Raw genomic sequence first — 17,735 nt, 5'->3', positions numbered from 1 at the left:
GCAAAGTAATTGAATATTCAGCGGATGAACGCGCGCGGGAGAGACCGCCCATCGTATAAGGGCGGCACCGAAGGAGCAAGCTGCAGGTAGGCACATGCAGGCAGCTAATCTCTCAGGTACAAGGAACCGCCGCGGGACGCGGCTCTGGAGAGAGCTATACGGCCACCCAAGGGGAACGCGGCGCACGATGCCGCACAAACTCTCAGGTACAAGGGACAGAGAAAAGGTGCTGACGCCTTTTTTGCTGTCCTTTTTTTCTGTCTAATTCATCGCAAAGCGCGTCGAAAATAGCTAACGGGGAGCGTAGAACGAAGTGAGATTTAAAAATGTGTTTTCCATCATCGGTCCCTCCATGGTGGGGCCTTCCAGCTCGCACACCGCTGGAGCGGTACGCATCGGCAGAGTGGCGCGTCAGCTGCTGGGCAGCCAGCCGGAGACGGCCAAGATGACGCTGTTCGGTTCTTTTGCAGAGACGTATTGGGGACATGGAACCGATTTGGCGCTGACCGCCGGGCTGATGGATTATGAAACGGATGATCAGCGGATTCCGCAGGCGGACGTGCTGGCTGAAGAAGCAGGCATGACCCTGGAATGGGTTCAGGGCCGGGGCAACGGACCGCATCCGAACTCGGTCAAAATCCAGCTGACCGGGGGCGGCCGTACCGCTGAAATCGTAGCCGCCTCGATTGGCGGCGGGACGATCGCGGTATATTCGCTGAACGGTTTTGACGTCCAGATCACGGGCGAATACCCGACCCTGGCGGTGAAGCATTCCGACAGCCAGGGCGTTCTGGCCAACATGACCGCGCTGCTCAGCCGGGACGGATATAATATCGGATATATGGATGTGGACCGCAAGGGACGCAGCGGGGATGCGATGACCGTGTTCGAACTGGATTCCGCTCCGGAGGAGACCACGATTCAGGCCATCCGCAAGCTTCCCCACATCAAGGAAGTAACGATGATCGATTTGACCAAAAGGAGCTAACCATCATATGAGATTCGAGACCCTCGAACAGCTGGCGGACATTTGCCGCCAGGAGAACAAGACGATTGCCGAGGTTATGCTTGAGGATCAGGCGCGCGAAACGGGCGTCTCCCGCGAGGAAGTATTCCGGCAAATGGCCGAATATTACGGTGTGATGAAGGAAGCGGTGCGTCAGGGCCTCACCGGCAACACCAAGTCGCGGAGCGGGCTCACCGGCGGCGACGCCAAAAAGGTGTCCGATTATATGCAGCAGGGCGAAACATCGCTTGGCGGCCCTGCGGCTGAGGCGATGGCCTACGCGCTGGCGGTGTCGGAAGTGAACGCCTCGATGGGACGTATTATCGCGACGCCGACAGCGGGCTCGTGCGGAATCATCCCCGGCGTATTCGTCAGCGCCCAGGAACGCTTCAGCTGGGAAGACGAACATTTGGTCAAGGGCTTGTTCTGTGCCGGCGCCATAGGTTATGTTATAGCCAACAACGCCTCGATCTCGGGGGCGGAAGGCGGCTGCCAGGCAGAAGTCGGTTCGGCGATCGGCATGGCCGCGGGCGCGATGGTCGAGCTGCGCGGCGGCACGCCCCAGCAGGCCGTTCATGCTGTTGGCCTGGCGCTGAAGAACTGCCTCGGCCTGATCTGCGATCCGGTCGCCGGGCTGGTGGAGATTCCCTGCATCGTCCGGAACGGGCTGGGGGCCGTCACCGCCCTGGCGGCTTCGGACATGGCTCTTGCCGGCGTTGGCAGCGTTATCCCGGCCGATGAGGTGATCGGCGTCATGCTGGAGGTCGGAAGCGCCATGCCGGCCAAGCACCGCGAGACCGGGAAGGGCGGACTCGCCCAGACGCCAACTGGCCGCAAGCTGACCAAGGAACTGGTGGAACAGCGCCGCAGAAAGGCCAAAGAAGCCAAAGCGCCTGCCAAGGAAGATTAACTTATTAACGGCAGCCCCAAAATTGAAATCAAAGGAGACGCGAAATCGATGAGCAATGTGAAGGAGAACCGTTGGTACAGCAAGGATCATGAATGGGTGGAAAAGGCAGGCGGATCTGTGGTCCGCATCGGGATCAGCGACTTCGCCCAGCACCAGCTGGGGGACATCGTGTTTGTGGAGCTGCCGGAAGCCGGCGCCGACGTAGCGGCCGAAGAGAGCATCGGAACGATCGAGTCGGTCAAAACCGTGTCGGATCTGTTCAGTCCGGTGAGCGGCAAAGTGACCAAAATCAACGATGCGCTGGAAAGCGAGCCGGAGCTCGTCAACAGCGAGCCGTACGACGGAGGCTGGATGATCGAGGTAGAGGTTGAAGGAGATTTGGACGAGCAGCTGCAATCGCTGCTGACGGCAGAGCAGTATGAGCAATTTTTGAACGAATAATAACGATATCGAGACAGGGGCTGGGGCACATCGTGCCGCAGCCTCTTTGATTTTATACGACGATTTTATACGATGGCCCGATATCCCGGCGCAGCTTATTCCACCTGCAGCGCGGGTTATTTATGACCAAGGTTCGGTTTGTCGATAACAAGAACAAGAGGAGGGTACATACGCCGCTAAATGGAAGCTGCTCTGCATCTATTATTCTATGATTTGAAAGAACCGTGCAACTATGGGGTAAATGCTAGCGTACAAGCATATAATGATTTAACCATGCAGTCACAGCTGTCCCGTAAATTTGGGCAGGGAAAAGCTTATAGAACCCCTTACAAATGGCAAGAAAGTAACATAGGATGTAGTGAAAGCGATTTTTTGAGGCATTTATTCAGGTAAACCATGGTGGTGAGATGAATGATGATGAATAACGTGGAAATATATGAAGGCGGCGACCTGGGATGTCATTATACGCATCTTAAAAGTATATTCAAAGTTTGGGCGCCGACGGCGGCGAAGGTAACCCTCGCCTTGTATGACGATGCCGGAACTTATGACGGCGGAGCGCTTACCGATCACGCCGGAGGGTTCGAAATCGGCATGAGACGCGGGGAAGGCGGCGTATGGTCACTTCATTTCAGAGGCGATTTGGCCGGAAAATATTATATGTACAAGGTGGAGCACCCGGACGGACGGGAAGTTTATGCGGCCGATCCTTACGCCCGGGCGGTCAGTGCCAACGGGCAGCGGACGGCGATCGTCGACGTGAAGGCCGCAAGCCCGGAGGGCTGGGAAGAGGATGAAACTCCCGGTCTTCTGGGGGTGGAAGACTCGGTACTCTATGAACTGCATGTCAGGGATTTTTCGATCAGCCCGGATTCCGGGCTCCAGTATAAAGGCAAGTTCAAAGCGTTTACGGAGACAGGCGTGCGGGACGCAGCCGGCAGCCGGCTCGGCATTGATCATTTGGCCGAACTCGGCGTGACACATGTCCATCTGCTGCCAATTTTTGATTATGCGACGGTGAACGAGCTGACGGTCGATGATCCGGACTCGGCAGAACCGAAATTCAACTGGGGCTATGATCCCCAGCATTACAACGTGCCGGAAGGCTCCTACGCGACCGACCCGTCAAGCCCCGAAGTCCGGATCCGGGAATGCAAGGAGATGATCATGGCGCTGCACCGCAAAGGAATCCGGGTCGTGATGGATGTGGTGTACAATCATACCTACTCTGCGGGGGACGGCCTGTTTGAGAAGGTTGTGCCGGGTTATTTTTACCGGACCGATGCGTCAGGGCGGTTCAGCAACGGCTCCGGCGTCGGGAATGAGCTGGCAACCGAGCGCCCGATGGTCCGCAAATACATCAAGGATTCCCTGCACTATTGGGCGGAAGAATACCATATCGACGGATTCCGTTTTGACCTGATGGGTCTGATCGACACGGACACGATCGCGCAGATCACCGAGGAGCTCCGCCGCGAGCATCCGGGACTGCTGATTTACGGGGAGCCTTGGACAGGCGGTGAAACGCCGCTGAAGCAGCAAACCTTGAAAGGATCCCAAAGGGGCAAAGGCTTTGCCGTTTTCAACGACAATTTCCGGGGGGCCATCAAGGGAGACAGCGACGGTGCGGGAAAGGGCTTCGCCACGGGGCAGCCCGGCAAGGAAGCGGCGGTATTGGCCGGCGTTCAGGGGGCAATCGACGATTTCACCGGATCACCTACAGAGACGATCAACTATGTGACGGTTCACGACAACCTTAACCTGTGGGATAAAGTACTGATTACGCAGGGACTGGAAGGTGATCTGATCCGGGGTATCGATAACGGCCAACTTGCCGGAGGTGGAAGCCTCGAAGAAGCTGTCGCAGCTACCGATCCTTACCGGAGCATCGACCAGGACCTGCTGCTGGAGAACGAAAGCGTTCGGAGAGCGCTGCTGGCCAACGGCATCGTGCTGACTTCTCAGGGGATTCCGCTCATTCATGCGGGTGACGAGATGCTCCGCAGCAAATTCGGCGACCACAACAGCTACCGGAGCGGGGATGCGATCAACGCCATCCGCTGGGGCAACAAGTCCCGGTTCCTGCCGGTATTCGAGTACTACCAGGGGCTGATCGCGCTGCGCCGCGCCCACCGGGCGTTCCGTATGACGGACAAGGAGCAGATCAAACGGAGCATGGAGGTCATGCGCTGCGACGGCAATGTCGTCGCTTACCGGCTGAAGGATCATGCCAACGGCGATACGTGGAAAAATATCATCGTCATCTACAACGCAAACGTTCGGGAGGCGCAGGTCGACATTCCCTTTTCCATTACCGGCTGGAAGGTAGCCGTCAAAAACCTTCAGGCCCGGAACGGGGCGCTGGAGATGATCGTCGACGAAACGGTGAGCGTCCCAGGCCTGTCGGTCATGGTTCTGTATGAGGAAGAAGGCGGCCGTCCGCGCCCGCTCAAGACGGTGGAGCTGCATTATGAGCGCCAGGACCGCAAATATGACGGCTGGAACTTATGGGTATGGGGCAGCGGCATGCGGGAACGCCGGGTCGATTTTGACCGGATGGAGGACGGACGCGCTGTGGCGACGATATATGTCCCGCTGAACGTGCAGGAAATCGGATATATCGTGCGGCTGAACGAGTGGGAGGCGAAGGACTGCGACCAGGACCGGTTTATCAAGCTCGGATGGCATCACAGCAAGCTGAAGGTGCTTGTCCGGAGCGGATCGGACGACTGGAAGAAGATCAGCTGACGCCCGGGTGCCGGGAGGAGTGCGGCCGGCTGTGTAAGGGGGGCTGGCTGGAGCGTACGGCAACCTGGGAATGGAGCTGCTTAACAGGTTGGAAGGTTTGGCCGCTTTAGAAGCTTGCAAGCTGAGAAGCCTAGAAGCTTGGAGCGACGGTATGACGGAAATATGGAGCTTTCTTTTCTGTATCCGGGGATAGGGATGCATGCATTTTACAAAAACGGGTGATTCCTATAAAGTAAAGTGAGATTCCCTTGGATAGGGTGATATATAACAGAGAAAGAAGGCTTACGATGACCGAGAAACTGCTGTCGCCTCTGGTGAAAACCTTTGACATGCTGCCCCATCCCGAGGGCGGGTGGTACAAGGAGTTATGGAAAGCGTCCTTTGAAATCCCGAAAGACGTGCTGGATCCCAAGTATTCGGGTTCGCGCCCTTCGGCGACTTCGATTTATTTCCTGCTGCATCCGGAGGAATCCTCCGCGTGGCACCGCGTTTATTCCGATGAATTGTGGCTGTGGCATTCCGGCAGTCCGCTCGAGCTGCTGCTCGGAGGCGATGGGGAACAGCCGGGCGGGGAGACCAAAATCATTTTGGGAATGGACGTTGAGAACGGCCAGGTGCCGCAGGCGCTCGTTCCGGCCAATGTCTGGCAGGCGGCCAAGCCGCTGGGCGACGAGCCGGTGTTCGTCTCCTGCGTCGTTTCCCCAGGCTTTCATTTTGACGATTTTACGATGATATCCGGAAAATAAAACCTTCGGCAGCGGCATGTCCCGCTTCGCCGGGCCAGCCTAAATCCCGCACGGTTGCAATGACCGATGCGGGATTTTTTGTGATATTGGAAAGGACCGCTGTTAGACGTTTTTATTTAAATATACTGCTCCTTCCTTCAGTGTACTCCAGGCTAAGCAGCGTACTCCGTTTGCCTCAAAAGCAGCCGGCTGTTTTGCGCTGCAAGGTTTTGATTTCGCCAAAAATGGGTAATACATAGATATGCCTGTGTACTGCAGGGGACAGATTAAATATCAGAGGAGGTTGTAAAAGATGACATCTCATTCTCTTACAGCAGAACGAAGAACCGACACGAAGCATTCGAGCCTGCGCAGCTTGAGACAAAGCGGACGCATTCCGGCGGTGGTCTACGGGACACAGACCGAGAGCATGCCGGTCAGCGTCGATGCGAAGGAGCTGGCGAAAGTTGCCAGAACAGGCCGGTCCGAAGTGTTCAAGCTGAAGGTGGAAGGCTCGTCGGATCTGGACGTGATCATCAAGGATTACCAGCGCAAAGCCGGTGAGTGGATGCATGTGGACTTCATGCACATCTCCGCCAACAAGCCGATCAAGGTTCGCGTTCCGATCGACTTCCAAGGTACGGCTGCCGGCACCAAGGTGGGCGGCGTGCTTCAGCATCAGGAGACCGAGCTTGAAGTCGAGGCGCTTCCTGCAAATCTGCCATCCGCGATCACCGTGGACGTATCGAATATGGAAATCGGCGACAAGCTGGTAGCCGGAGACATCCAGCTGCCATCCGGCGTAACGCTCGTAGCCTCACCGGAAGAGCTGGTTGCTTCCGTAACGGCATCCCGCATGGCGACGGAGGCCCAGGCTGCGGACGAATCCGTGGCAGCGGAGGGCGAAGAAGCGGCGGAAACGGCTGCAGAAGACAACAACGAATAAAACGTCTTATCATATACATGCTTGTACAGGAAAACCCCTGGTCGTTCACGACCAGGGGTTTTCTTTGCATGAGGCATGTGTGAGATGCACTGCCCGTATACCCACTTGGCGAAGTGGGTGTACGTATGCTTGTGCACTGCGAATCGCCTGTGTACGTTTCGCCCGCATAAGCATCACCCGCTTACGCGTCCTGCAGCTCGAGCCACTGCTCATACGCCGCGTCCAGCTGTGCCTGCAGCTGCTCCCGCTCCGCATGAAGCTGCTGCAGGCGCCCCAGATCCGTGGCGGCGCTTTCCTCGAGCATGTCGGCGTCGATCTGCCTCAAACGGGCCTCAAGCTCCTTGATCGACTGCTCGAGTGAAATGGAAGCAGAAGCGTCGCTTTTCCGGGAACGCCGCTCGCCGGTATCGGGGCGCGCAGCAGCCAGCTTGGATACCGGCTCCTTGCCCTGGCTGCCGGCTTCCGCGCCCTTTGAGCCAGCCGCCTCAGCCTTCCGTGCCTGCGCCGCCGTTTCGGCTTCGCTCAGCTTGCGGATTTCCTGTTTGTAATCCTCGAAGTTACCGATGAAGGAACGGACCTGCCCGTGATCCAGGCTCCAAATTCTGGCCGCCAGCCTGTTGATAAAATACCGGTCGTGGGATACGCCGAAGATGGTGCCGGGGAACTCCTCGAGCGCCTCTTCCAGCGCTTCCCTCGCGTCAATGTCCAAATGGTTGGTCGGTTCGTCCAGAATCAGCAGATTCGGCTTCTGCTCCATCAGGATGGCGAAGCGCAGCCGCGTCCATTCCCCGCCGGAGAGGCTGCGGATGTCTTTGAATACATCGGCGCCGTAGAACAGGAATCGCGCCAGCCGGCCGCGGGCTTCACCTTCCTCGATGCCGGCCTGCTCCCGGTAGTACTGAAGCACGTTCTGCTTGACGGATTTCGGCGTTTCCTCCTGCGCGAGGTAACCGATGCTGACGCGCGAGCCGACGGCCACGCTCCCCTCCGTCGGTTCGAGCTCGCCCAGGGCCAGCTTGATCAGCGTACTCTTGCCGCTTCCGTTGCCGCCGAGCAGCATGACGGTTTCCCCGTACCGGAGCGTTTCGTTGACGCCTTTGAACAAGGTGCGCGTGCCGTACGATTTGCCCAGCTCCTCGAACACGAGCACCTGCTTGCCGGAGCGGTCTTCCTGCTGCAGCGACAAATCCATCGTCTTTCGTTCAAGTACCGGCCGCTTCAGCTTGACCATACGGTCAAGCGCCTTCTGCATGGAGGCGGCACGGCGGTGGAAACCAGCGTTCGGCGGGTTGGACCGGTTGCCCCACTCGATCAGCTGTTTGATGCTTTCCTGCATCTTTTTGATTTTTTTCTGCTGCTCCTGGTAATCGGCAAACTGCTGCAGGAGCCGCGCTTCCTTTTCCTTCTGATAACCGCTGTAGTCGGTGTGGTAGGTAAAAGCTTCTCCGTCTTCAATCTCAACCACCTTGGTCACGAGCTTGTCGAGGAAGTAACGGTCATGCGATATCGTAAGCACGGTGCCGCGGTATTCCTTCAGGAACTGCTCCAGCCATTCGATCGCCGCCATGTCCAAGTGGTTGGTCGGTTCGTCCAGCAGCAGCACATCAGGCTGCTCAAGCAGCAGGGAGGCGAGCCCGATTTTGGTCTTCTCTCCCCCGGAGAGGGAGGCGAAGGGGCGGGTGTACTGGCCCGCGGGGATGCCAAGGCCGCCGGCGATGCGGTCAATGGTCGCTTCCATTTCATAACCGCCGGCTGCTTCAAAGCGTTCCTGCAGCCTGCCGTATTCGGCGAGCCACTGCTCCGGCTCTTTGGCGCCGGAAGCGGAGGGGCCGGACATCAGCGCCTCCAGCTCGCGCATCCGCCGCTGCCATTCAAGCGGCGCCGTAAAAGCGCGCAGCAGGATGTCATACACCGTTTCGCCGTCTCCGGCTTGGGGAATTTGGGCGAGGAAGCCAAGCTTGGCGCCCCGCGAAATGGAGATTTCGCCTTGATCCGGCTTGTCTCCGCCGTTCAGCAAGTGGAGCATCGTCGTTTTTCCGCAGCCGTTGCGGCCGATCAGGGCCGCTTTTTCCCCTTCGCGGATTTCAAAGGATACATCGGACAAAACGAGCTGGGCACCATGGTATTTTTGTATGTTTTTGCATTGAATCATCATTGTATTTTCCTCCATAGATGCCGCATCTACAGAAAAAAACCGCAGGGAAATGTCCCTGCGGCTTGAACGTTCAACGCTTATCCGTTGAAGTTAAGGTAGGAGCGGCATTTCGCAATTTTGTAAAACAACCGGATTGTTAAAAATGGACAGACGGATCCCGTTAACGGGAACTCTGTAAAAAATGCCGGACAAAATCATCGGCAGTTGATTGATCCGGTCGTTTCCAAAATTGCGTACCACTTCTACCTCACCTCCCTGTTAAAAAAAGTTAGCTTTATTGTATCCACAACGAGTGCTAAAAGCAAGCAATGGATGAAACATTTTATGAAAATGGCCATATCACCCGGATCAGAACCCTCAACAGGCTTTGGATGTGTGGTCCCAATTCGGCTTCGGGCTGTCGAAGGGGTGTCGGTGTGTACGGCTGATTTGTAATAGCGGGACGGGCATTTATCTCCAGACCGGCATTATAATACAATAAGATGCAGTGGTTGAAACGAGTGGAGGGCCTCATGAAGAAAAAAATAATGTTTACCGGCGGAGGGTCCGCCGGACATGTCACGGTCAACCTGGCGCTGATCCCGCTGTTTCGGCAGGAAGGCTGGGCGGTGGAATACATAGGCTCGGTCAATGGGATCGAGCGGGAGCTGGTGTCGCCGCTGCCGGACGTGGCGTATTTTCCGATATCGACAGGGAAGCTGCGCCGGTATTTGGACTGGCAAAACGCCAAGGATCCGTTCCGGATCGCCAAGGGTGTCTATCAGGCGTACCGTCTCATCCGCCGCCGGAAGCCGGATATTGTATTTTCCAAAGGCGGGTTCGTATCGGTGCCCGTCGTCATCGGCGCCTGGCTGAACCGGGTGCCGGTTATCATTCACGAGTCGGACATCACGCCGGGGCTAGCCAACCGGATTGCCATCCCGATGGCTGAAGCGGTGTGCACGACGTTCCCGGAAGCGGCTGCGCATATCGGCAAGGGCAAGGGTCGCCATGTCGGCGCCGTCATCCGGAATGAGCTGAAACAGGGCAGCGCTGCCGCCGGACGGAAGCTGTGCGGGTTCACCCCGGGGAGGCCCGTTCTGCTGGTGATGGGCGGCAGTCTTGGCGCGCAGAGCATTAACCGGGCGGTGCGCCAGGCGCTGCCTGAGCTGACGGAAGCTTTTCAAGTCGTGCACTTATGCGGGAAAGGGCAGCTCGATCCGGCGCTGACGGTTCCCGGCTATTGTCAATTCGAATACATTCGCGATGAACTGCCGGATGTGCTGGCGATGTCGGACTTGGTGATCACCCGTGCCGGCTCCAATTCGATCTTTGAGTTCCTTTCCTTGCGCAAGCCGATGCTTCTCATCCCATTGACCCGGCAGCAAAGCCGGGGCGATCAAATCCTTAACGCGCATTCGTTCGAAAAAGCGGGTTATGCCGAAGTGCTGGAAGAGGAAGGTCTGTCTCCGCAAACGCTGCTCGAGCGGATCCGGGTTTTGCATGCCCATCGGGATGCCTATGTATCGGCCATGGCGAGCGGCCAAAAGACGGACGCGCTTGTGGAAGTATTCAAGCTGATCAAAGAAACCGCAAAAAGCCGTTAAAGGTCGTCTGCGCCAAGAAAAGGAACCTTATTTTACCTGAACGGATAGAGAACAAGAGTTCCTAATTTTTCGCTTTCCTGAGCCGAACTATGGTATATTGAGTACACGAGATTTTAGGACAGGAGACCGGAAAGGACGGAAGACATGCTGGCTTTTACTTCGCAAAGAATCAGATCATTATGCGGCGCATCCGCCTTTAAACGGGGTGAGGAATACTGCGCCTACGGTCAAGTCATGATCGTGGAACGCGATGACGACAACCGTTACATTGAGGCGGTAGTGCAGGACGAGGATATATACCGGGTGGAGGTCGATATCGACGGAGCGGATTTCAGCGCAACCTGCCACTGTGCGGGCTTCGGCGGATATTATCCTTACTGCAAGCATATCGCCGGCGTCTTGATCTATCTGCTGGAAGAAGAAAAGGGCGGGGCGGACCGGCTGCAGCCGCGGGGGGAGGTCGTCCCGATTCCGACGCCCGCGGTTTCCTCCAGGGACGTGCGGCTCACCAGCGGACTGATCGAGCTGTTTGAGCAGATGGCGGACAGCGAACGGCTGAAGACCGGCCAGAAAGCGGCGAGCGTGCTTAAGGAAACGCTGGCTGTGGAATGGACCTGCAAAGTGACGGACGAGTATCAGCCGGAACCGAAGTTCCAGATCGAGATGAAGGTCGGACCGAACCGGCTGTACGTCGTGCAAAATATCAGGCAGTTTCTGCTTCACATCGAGGAAGGAAGAAGCCTGCCCTTTACCAAGCTGTTCACTTACAGCCCGAAGCAGCACACGTTCCGGCCCGAGGACTGGGCGGTCATCGACATGCTGATCCGGATTTGCGGCAGCGAGTTCGCGTATGATGAAGCAGGACGATCCATTCCTGGCTTCGCTGCCTCGGGCAGCCAGCGGATGCTGACGATCCCGCCGCTGGGCTGGAACGAGCTGCTGCCTTTGCTGGTCAAGGCCGGGGCTGCGATGGAGCGCGAGTATGCTTCACCTCAGCCGATTCAGCTGGGTGAAGGCCAGATCCCGCTGTCTTTCCATGTGGGAAGCATCGATAGCGGCGACGCCTATCATCTGGAAATCAACGGGCTGAAGCGGGTCGTTGTGATGACCGCGTACGGCTGCGCAGCTGTTGACGGCACGATATACCGGCTGCCGGTGCGCGACCTGCTCCTGCTGTCAGAGATGAAAACCTTGATATACCGCTATGACCATAAGCGGATTAACATATCACCGCACCAGATGGACGCACTGATGGAGAAGGTGGTTCCCGGCTTGCGGCGCATCGGGAAGGTCGGCATGGACGCCAGCGTCCGGGATCAGCTGGTGCAGCCGGACCTCGTGGCCAAGCTGTATTTGGACCGGGACGAAACCGAGCTGACCGCAAGGCTGGAATTCGTGTACGACGGGATTGTGATCGACGCATTTGCCGATACGGATGCCCGGAAAGACGGCGACTTTATTCTGGTCCGGGATACGGACAAGGAGCGGCGGATGATCGAGGCGTTGAAAGGAACGGACTTTGTGCAGAACGGACACGAAATGGTGCTGGACCTGTCAGAAGAAGACAGCGTATACGACGTCCTGTTTCATTTGCTGCCCAAGCTGGAGAAATGGGTCCAAGTATACGCCACTCCCGCTGTCAAGCAGCTGATGCACAATCCGAACAAGCCTCCGAAAATCAAGGCGGACACGGACCATACGACCAACTGGCTCGAGATCAACTTTGAGCTGGACCATGTGAGCGACAAAGAAATCCGCAAGCTGCTGCTGAGCGTGATTGAGAAGCGGAAGTATTACCGTCTTCCCGGCGGTGCGTATGTGTCCCTGGAAAAGGAAGCCTTCCAAACCTTCGGCGAGCTGTATGACGAGCTCGGGATGAAAAAAGGCGATATTACCGGCAGCCGTATCCATCTTCCTCTGGTCAAGGGTCTGCAGCTCCGTGACAAGGAAGGCCGGGCTTATGGGGTTCAGATGGGGAAATCGCTGCGGCAGCTGATTGATCATATGACGCATCCCGAGCAGATGGACTTCAATGTGCCCGAGGAGCTTGCCTCCGTGCTCCGGGATTACCAGCGGGACGGCTTCCAGTGGCTGAAGACGCTTGGCCATTACCGGTTCGGCGGGATTCTGGCCGACGACATGGGGCTGGGCAAAACGCTGCAAAGCATTGCCTACATTGTGTCCGAACGCAGGGAGAAGAAAGACGGGCACCTTCCGGTCCTGATCGTATCCCCCGCATCGCTCGTATATAACTGGGAGAGCGAGTTCCAGAAATTCGCTCCGTCCGTTCAGGTTCATGTGGCTCTGGGCGCGCGGAAGGAGCGCAGCGATTCCCTGCTTCGCATAGCGGCTGCGGGCGCAGAAACCGAATCTTCTGACAGCCTTGCTGCGCAGCAGGCGGACGTAATTATCACATCTTATCCGTCCCTGCGCAAGGATATCCGGCTGTACCGGGAGATGGGCTTCAGCACTCTGTTTCTTGACGAAGCCCAGATGATCAAAAATTACGCGACGCAGACCGCTCAAGCGGTGCGGGAAATCCGTGCGGAGCGGCGGTTTGCGCTGACGGGCACGCCGATCGAAAACGCGGTGGATGAGCTGTGGTCGATTTTCGAGGCGGTATTCCCGGGTCTTTTTACGGGTCAGAAAGCTTTCCGCGGCCTGACCCGCGGCCAGATCTCCCGGATTGTGCAGCCGTTCATTTTACGCCGGTTAAGGGCTGATGTGCTGGACGAGCTGCCGGAACGGATCGAGACGGTTCAGCGCTCGGAGCTCAGCCTTGAGCAGAAGAAGCTGTACGCCACTTATCTCGAGGAATTCAAGGAGGAGACGATCCGTGACCTGGAGATGGAGGGGTTCCAGAAGAGCCGGATGAAAATATTGGCCGGCATCACAAGGCTCCGTCAGCTGTGCTGCCATCCCTCGCTGTTTGTGGACGGGTACGAAGGCCCGGCCGGCAAGCTCTCCCAGCTGCTGGACGTGGTCGACGAATGCCTCAGCAGCGGGCGGCGGATCCTGATCTTTTCCCAGTTTACGAGCATGCTCCGGATCATCCGCAGCGAGCTGGGTCAGCGGGGGATTCCGGTCTTTTATCTGGACGGGCAGACTCCGGCCAAGGAGAGGGTAGACACGTGCTCGCGGTTTAACCAGGGAGAGAACGACGTATTCCTGATCTCGCTCAAAGCGGGCGGGACAGGGCTGAACTTGACCGGAGCGGACACGGTCATCCTGTACGATTTGTGGTGGAATCCGGCGGTGGAAGAGCAGGCCGCGGGACGCGCCCACCGGATGGGGCAGAAAAACGTGGTCCAGGTGATTCGCCTGGTGACGAAGGGCACCGTGGAGGAAAAGATGCTGGAGCTGCAGCAGCGGAAGAAGGATTTGATCCGCGAAGTGATGGAGTCGGCGGATGACGCGGTCACGACCTTGACTGAGCAGGAAATCCGCGAGCTGCTTGCCTTATAGAGAGTCATTTTTATTCATGGAAGTACCATGAACCGGACCTGGGAGGGGCCGGTTTTTTTCTTGTCCAGCTGTGAGAACCGGCTGAGCTCCTTTTGATCCCGATAAATTTTCATGAAAAAGATGCAGGAATATGAACGGCAATGGCGAAATTTACCTCTATACTTTAGTATAAATGACCTATTACTTGTGATCCATTCACGGACTTGGGAATGAGGAGAAGAATGTATGCGAAATCGATACAATTACGGTATCCTAACCAATTCAGGGCCTCATCTGTACAGCATGGATACAGGGGGAAGCCGCGAACAGGGCGCAGATTCGCCGCCTGTCAGCGGATATATGCCTCGTGACGAACATGCGGCTGCGTCAGCGGCAGCTGGCTCTATAGCCTCTCTTTTTTCGACCACACCGACATACAGCAGCGCTTATCTTAAGCGCCGTGAACTTATAAACCGGCAGCAGGGGCAGACCGCCTGGAACGAGGCGGAAAAATTAGCGTTTGAGGCCGATTGGTACGACAATCAGCTGGAGTGGATCGCGACGATCGATCAAACTTACGGGGAGCCGGTATTCTGGGATGTTCTTGCCGCCATGGCTCCTCCGTTCCCGAGAGGGGAACAGGGACCGAAAGAGAAGCTGGCTGAGGGGAATTTGGCTGCGTTCCAGCCGACCCGTATCCAGAAGCTCCTCAAGCAGGACGCCATGATCCGGGAGGAGCTCGAAAGGCAGGTTCAGCTGGCCCGGGAAGAGGATCGTAAAGACTATCTGGCATGGAAAGCAGCCAACGATTTTGCACACGACATCCTGGACGGCAACCGTACCGCCTATTTGCGGGTTCTGGAAGAGATGGCCCCGCTGCAGGAATTGACGATGCTTGGGAGCGGCCTCGAGTTCAGCGTCCGAAGCAGCTCCGAGGTGGAAGTGGAACTGGATGTCAATTCCCAGCAGGTGATCCCGCGCGAGGCGAAAGTCCGCACCGAAGCAGGGGTAGCTTCGCCTGAACTGACCGTTCCCGAACGCAATGAACTGGAGCTGAAATACATCTGCGGCTCCGTCCTCCGGATTGCAGGCGAGCTGTTTGCCCTGCTCCCGCTGGAGTCGGTCGTCGTGCAGGCGAGGGACACCAAACTGAACGGAAAGACCGGGCAGGAGGAATACATTACGGTGCTGTCGATCCGCATCGAGCGGAAATTTTTTGCCGGCTATCATGCAGGACGTGAACGCTGCCTGGAAGCACTGATGCACTGCGCTCACCGGATGGAGTACGATCCCGGTACCGGTTTTGAAGCGGTTGACGACCTTCTGTAATCAGCATGTTCATTTACTGTAGGCTGCCTTTGGGTGACTGACCTTTTGTGTCGGTTGATCATCCGGGGCAGTTTTTTTAGGTTATAACGCATAAAATGAGCAATCTGTCCTCCAATGAACACATACCGAAAGACGCTGACAGTATGCGACGGAAGACGTATATTCCAACAATAAATGGCGAAAAAACTCATATTTTGGTACCATATGCACTTGTTTTCCACTAGGGGGCATTTGTTAATATAATAGCAAACGTCTATGGCAGCCGCTGTAACCCGGAGAATACAGCTCTTTGAATGACAGGGAAGCGGCATTTTGAATCTGTGCATAGTCAGTAGAGAGAGCAAGAAGTATGGAGATGGGAGTGAGCGCATGAGGAGATGGTGGCTACTGCTGGGCAGCCTAGTCCTGGTCCTTGGGATAACCGGCTGCGGAGACAAGAAGAGCTACTCAATGGACCGCGTGGAATCCAGGGCTTACCTCGGGCCGGATGGAGACTTGTATGTCGAAGAACTGTTTACGTATACCTTTAAGGGCAGTTTTAACGGAATGACGCGTGCGATTGATCGGGCGGATCAGAAGGGGGTTGAATTTTTTGAAGCCTATGTACCCCCGGAACATCCGAAGCTAGGCAGTTTCTCCTACGAAAACTTGCAGCGGCTGGATGTCCAATGGGACGACGACGATGATACGTATTACATATACGATGCCGCGCAGAACGAAACGAAACAGGTTTATTACCGCTACCGGATTGACCATGCGGCGGTCAGGTATGGCGAAACGGGCAAGCTGGAATGGAGCTTCTTCAAAAATAACCAAGAGGATCTTCACCAGGTGTCCGTCGACTTGTTTATGCCCGGCGATTATAAGGACGGAGACGTTCATGCTTTTTTGCATGACCGTTCGGGCGGGAAGATTACAAGCGAAGGGCCGCCGGCGGTTCACTATGAAACCGATGATTTGAAGAGTGACGGCACGGCGCATATGGTGGTCTATTTTCCACCGGATCAGCTATCCCAAATGACGGCTTCCGAGGAACAGGTTTCTTTGCAAAAGCAGCTGTCTGCCGAGCAGAAATACCAGGAACGGCTTGCCGCCCGTGACGATCGAATGAACGCCATCCGTCCGGTTGTGCAAGCCGGCATGGCTGTTTTCATTGTAGGTGCGCTGCTGTACGCTTTGTCGTGGAGAAAAATTTCGGCCTGGCTGCGGCGCGGGGATGTCACCCGGCAGGACATCGATGAAGCGGATCCGCTGCTTCTCATGTATATGCTGCGCAAAGGCCGGTTAAAAAGGGAAGACTTCATGGCCGGATTGTTATCGCTGCGCCAGAAGGGTTACGTGACCGTGAAGCAGGTCCCGGCTTCCAAACGCTTCCAGGAAGAGCCGACGGCTCCCGAATTCACGCTGCAGTTCACCTTTACGGGCAGGATGGACCAGCTCAACCCGGCGGAGAAGCATCTTGTCGGCTGGCTGTTCGAAGAAATCAACGGCAGTCTGATCTTCAAGCTGGATTCCTTGGCGGGACCAACGTTTAAGGAGCGGCAGAGCGCAAGGATCGTCAAGCAGTACCGGGCAAAGTCGGTTAAGCATGCCGACCGGCTGATGAAGTGGATCAGGCTGCTGTCGCGTACCCAGCCTTATTCGGGGCAGGTCCGGCCTAATCCGCTGCTGAAGCTGTTCATTCCGCTGACGGCTGCGGTGAATTACGGCCTGCTGCTGTATCTGCTGTTCACCGACGCGGCGTCCACGCTCATGATCGTGCTAACCGCCGTGCTGCTTGGTGCCGGAGGGGTATGGGCGTCCATCCGTTTCCGGAATAAGCTGTGGATCTTCCTGTTTCTGCTCGCATGCTTTATTATGGGCTCCCAAATCGTGCATGATATTTCGGGCGACTACCTGATCCTGACGGTATGTTCCGCTCTGTTTGTATGGAGCATTCCCGTTCATGTGCTGTCCTGGGAGACGCATCGCTATCGTTATGCACTCAAGGCACTTCGGAGTACGCTCGGAAAAGGAGAGATGTCCTACGCAGGCGAACCGCTGGAAACAGAACAGGCCGCGGAATATGCCGCCCTGCTTGGGACCGTTCCGCGGTATATTAAACACCGTAAGCAGACCGGAATGTCAGGCGCCGCCTTGGCCGCAGCCGTGCCCGCACTATTCAGCGTGGAAATTATGGAATCCTTGAATTATACGCAAAATCACCTGCTCCTGAAGCCGATGGGCGTCGGAGGAAGCAGCAGCAGTTCCTCGTCCAGCTTCAGTGACGGCGGGGGAGGAGGCGGAGGCGGGGGAACCGGCGCGTTCTAGCATACGCCAAATCGTCAACTGCACCGCCCAAGGAATAACGATAACGAATGAGATGACCACGTAAATCCGCAGCAGCCCGTTCCCTGGCATTCGAGGGACGGGCTGTTTTTATGCCTGGAGGATGGAAGAAAGCGG

General features: G+C 56.7%; 12 protein-coding genes and 1 riboswitch. Of the genes, 10 read left to right on the top strand and 2 right to left on the bottom strand.

Annotated elements, in window-relative coordinates:
* Window positions 1-26: 26 nt before the first annotated feature.
* Window positions 27-139: riboswitch (glycine riboswitch) on the top strand.
* Between the two features lie 174 nt (window positions 140-313).
* The 6 genes from sdaAB to BCV73_RS19780 all read left to right on the top strand — a co-directional run bounded on the left by sdaAB (window position 314) and on the right by BCV73_RS19780 (window position 6,776).
* Window positions 314-988 (top strand): L-serine ammonia-lyase, iron-sulfur-dependent subunit beta, encoded by a 675-nt coding sequence (sdaAB, locus tag BCV73_RS19805; RefSeq protein ID WP_076169679.1) that lies wholly within the window; start codon window positions 314-316, stop codon window positions 986-988.
* A 7-nt stretch (window positions 989-995) separates the two neighbouring features.
* On the top strand, window positions 996-1,916 hold the full coding sequence (sdaAA, locus tag BCV73_RS19800; protein WP_089548294.1) for an L-serine ammonia-lyase, iron-sulfur-dependent, subunit alpha: 921 nt from the start codon (window positions 996-998) through the stop codon (window positions 1,914-1,916).
* Between the two features lie 48 nt (window positions 1,917-1,964).
* On the top strand, window positions 1,965-2,357 hold the full coding sequence (gcvH, locus tag BCV73_RS19795) for a glycine cleavage system protein GcvH (protein ID WP_076169681.1): 393 nt from the start codon (window positions 1,965-1,967) through the stop codon (window positions 2,355-2,357).
* A gap of 411 nt (window positions 2,358-2,768) precedes the next feature.
* Window positions 2,769-5,105, top strand: a complete 2,337-nt coding sequence (gene pulA, locus BCV73_RS19790) for a type I pullulanase (protein WP_089548293.1) — start codon at window positions 2,769-2,771, stop codon at window positions 5,103-5,105.
* Between the two features lie 287 nt (window positions 5,106-5,392).
* Window positions 5,393-5,851 carry a cupin domain-containing protein gene (locus BCV73_RS19785; RefSeq protein WP_076169683.1) on the top strand — a complete coding sequence of 153 codons (459 nt, stop codon included), beginning with the start codon at window positions 5,393-5,395 and terminating at the stop codon, window positions 5,849-5,851.
* A 292-nt stretch (window positions 5,852-6,143) separates the two neighbouring features.
* Complete coding sequence (locus BCV73_RS19780) at window positions 6,144-6,776, top strand: 50S ribosomal protein L25 (RefSeq protein WP_089548292.1); 633 nt, start codon at window positions 6,144-6,146, stop codon at window positions 6,774-6,776.
* Window positions 6,777-6,957: 181 nt separating this feature from the next.
* Here BCV73_RS19780 and abc-f read toward each other — a convergent pair whose 3' ends face one another.
* Entirely contained in the window at window positions 6,958-8,931 is a 1,974-nt protein-coding gene (abc-f, locus tag BCV73_RS19775) for a ribosomal protection-like ABC-F family protein (RefSeq protein WP_089548291.1), read from the bottom strand.
* A 90-nt stretch (window positions 8,932-9,021) separates the two neighbouring features.
* Entirely contained in the window at window positions 9,022-9,171 is a 150-nt protein-coding gene (locus tag BCV73_RS36145) for an RAxF-45 family protein (RefSeq protein WP_279628456.1), read from the bottom strand.
* A 272-nt stretch (window positions 9,172-9,443) separates the two neighbouring features.
* Here BCV73_RS36145 and BCV73_RS19770 point away from each other — a divergent pair, with 272 nt between their 5' ends.
* The 4 genes from BCV73_RS19770 (at window position 9,444) to BCV73_RS19755 (ending at window position 17,600) form a co-directional block, all read left to right on the top strand.
* The gene (locus BCV73_RS19770) at window positions 9,444-10,517 is read left to right on the top strand and encodes an undecaprenyldiphospho-muramoylpentapeptide beta-N-acetylglucosaminyltransferase (RefSeq protein WP_089548290.1); all 1,074 of its coding nucleotides are present in this window, start codon (window positions 9,444-9,446) and stop codon (window positions 10,515-10,517) included.
* A 144-nt stretch (window positions 10,518-10,661) separates the two neighbouring features.
* Window positions 10,662-13,982, top strand: a complete 3,321-nt coding sequence (locus BCV73_RS19765) for a DEAD/DEAH box helicase (RefSeq protein ID WP_089548289.1) — start codon at window positions 10,662-10,664, stop codon at window positions 13,980-13,982.
* A gap of 225 nt (window positions 13,983-14,207) precedes the next feature.
* Window positions 14,208-15,290, top strand: coding sequence for a hypothetical protein (locus BCV73_RS19760; protein ID WP_089548288.1), 1,083 nt, complete (start codon window positions 14,208-14,210; stop codon window positions 15,288-15,290).
* A gap of 369 nt (window positions 15,291-15,659) precedes the next feature.
* Window positions 15,660-17,600: a DUF2207 domain-containing protein gene (locus tag BCV73_RS19755; protein WP_089548287.1), complete on the top strand. Its 1,941-nt coding sequence runs from the start codon at window positions 15,660-15,662 to the stop codon at window positions 17,598-17,600.
* The last annotated feature ends 135 nt before the right edge of the window (window positions 17,601-17,735 follow it).

The organism is Paenibacillus sp. SSG-1 (assembly GCF_002224835.1).
GTDB classification, from domain to species: Bacteria; Bacillota; Bacilli; order Paenibacillales; family Paenibacillaceae; genus Paenibacillus_AQ; species Paenibacillus_AQ favisporus.
This window is presented reverse-complemented; position numbering and strand designations above follow the sequence as displayed.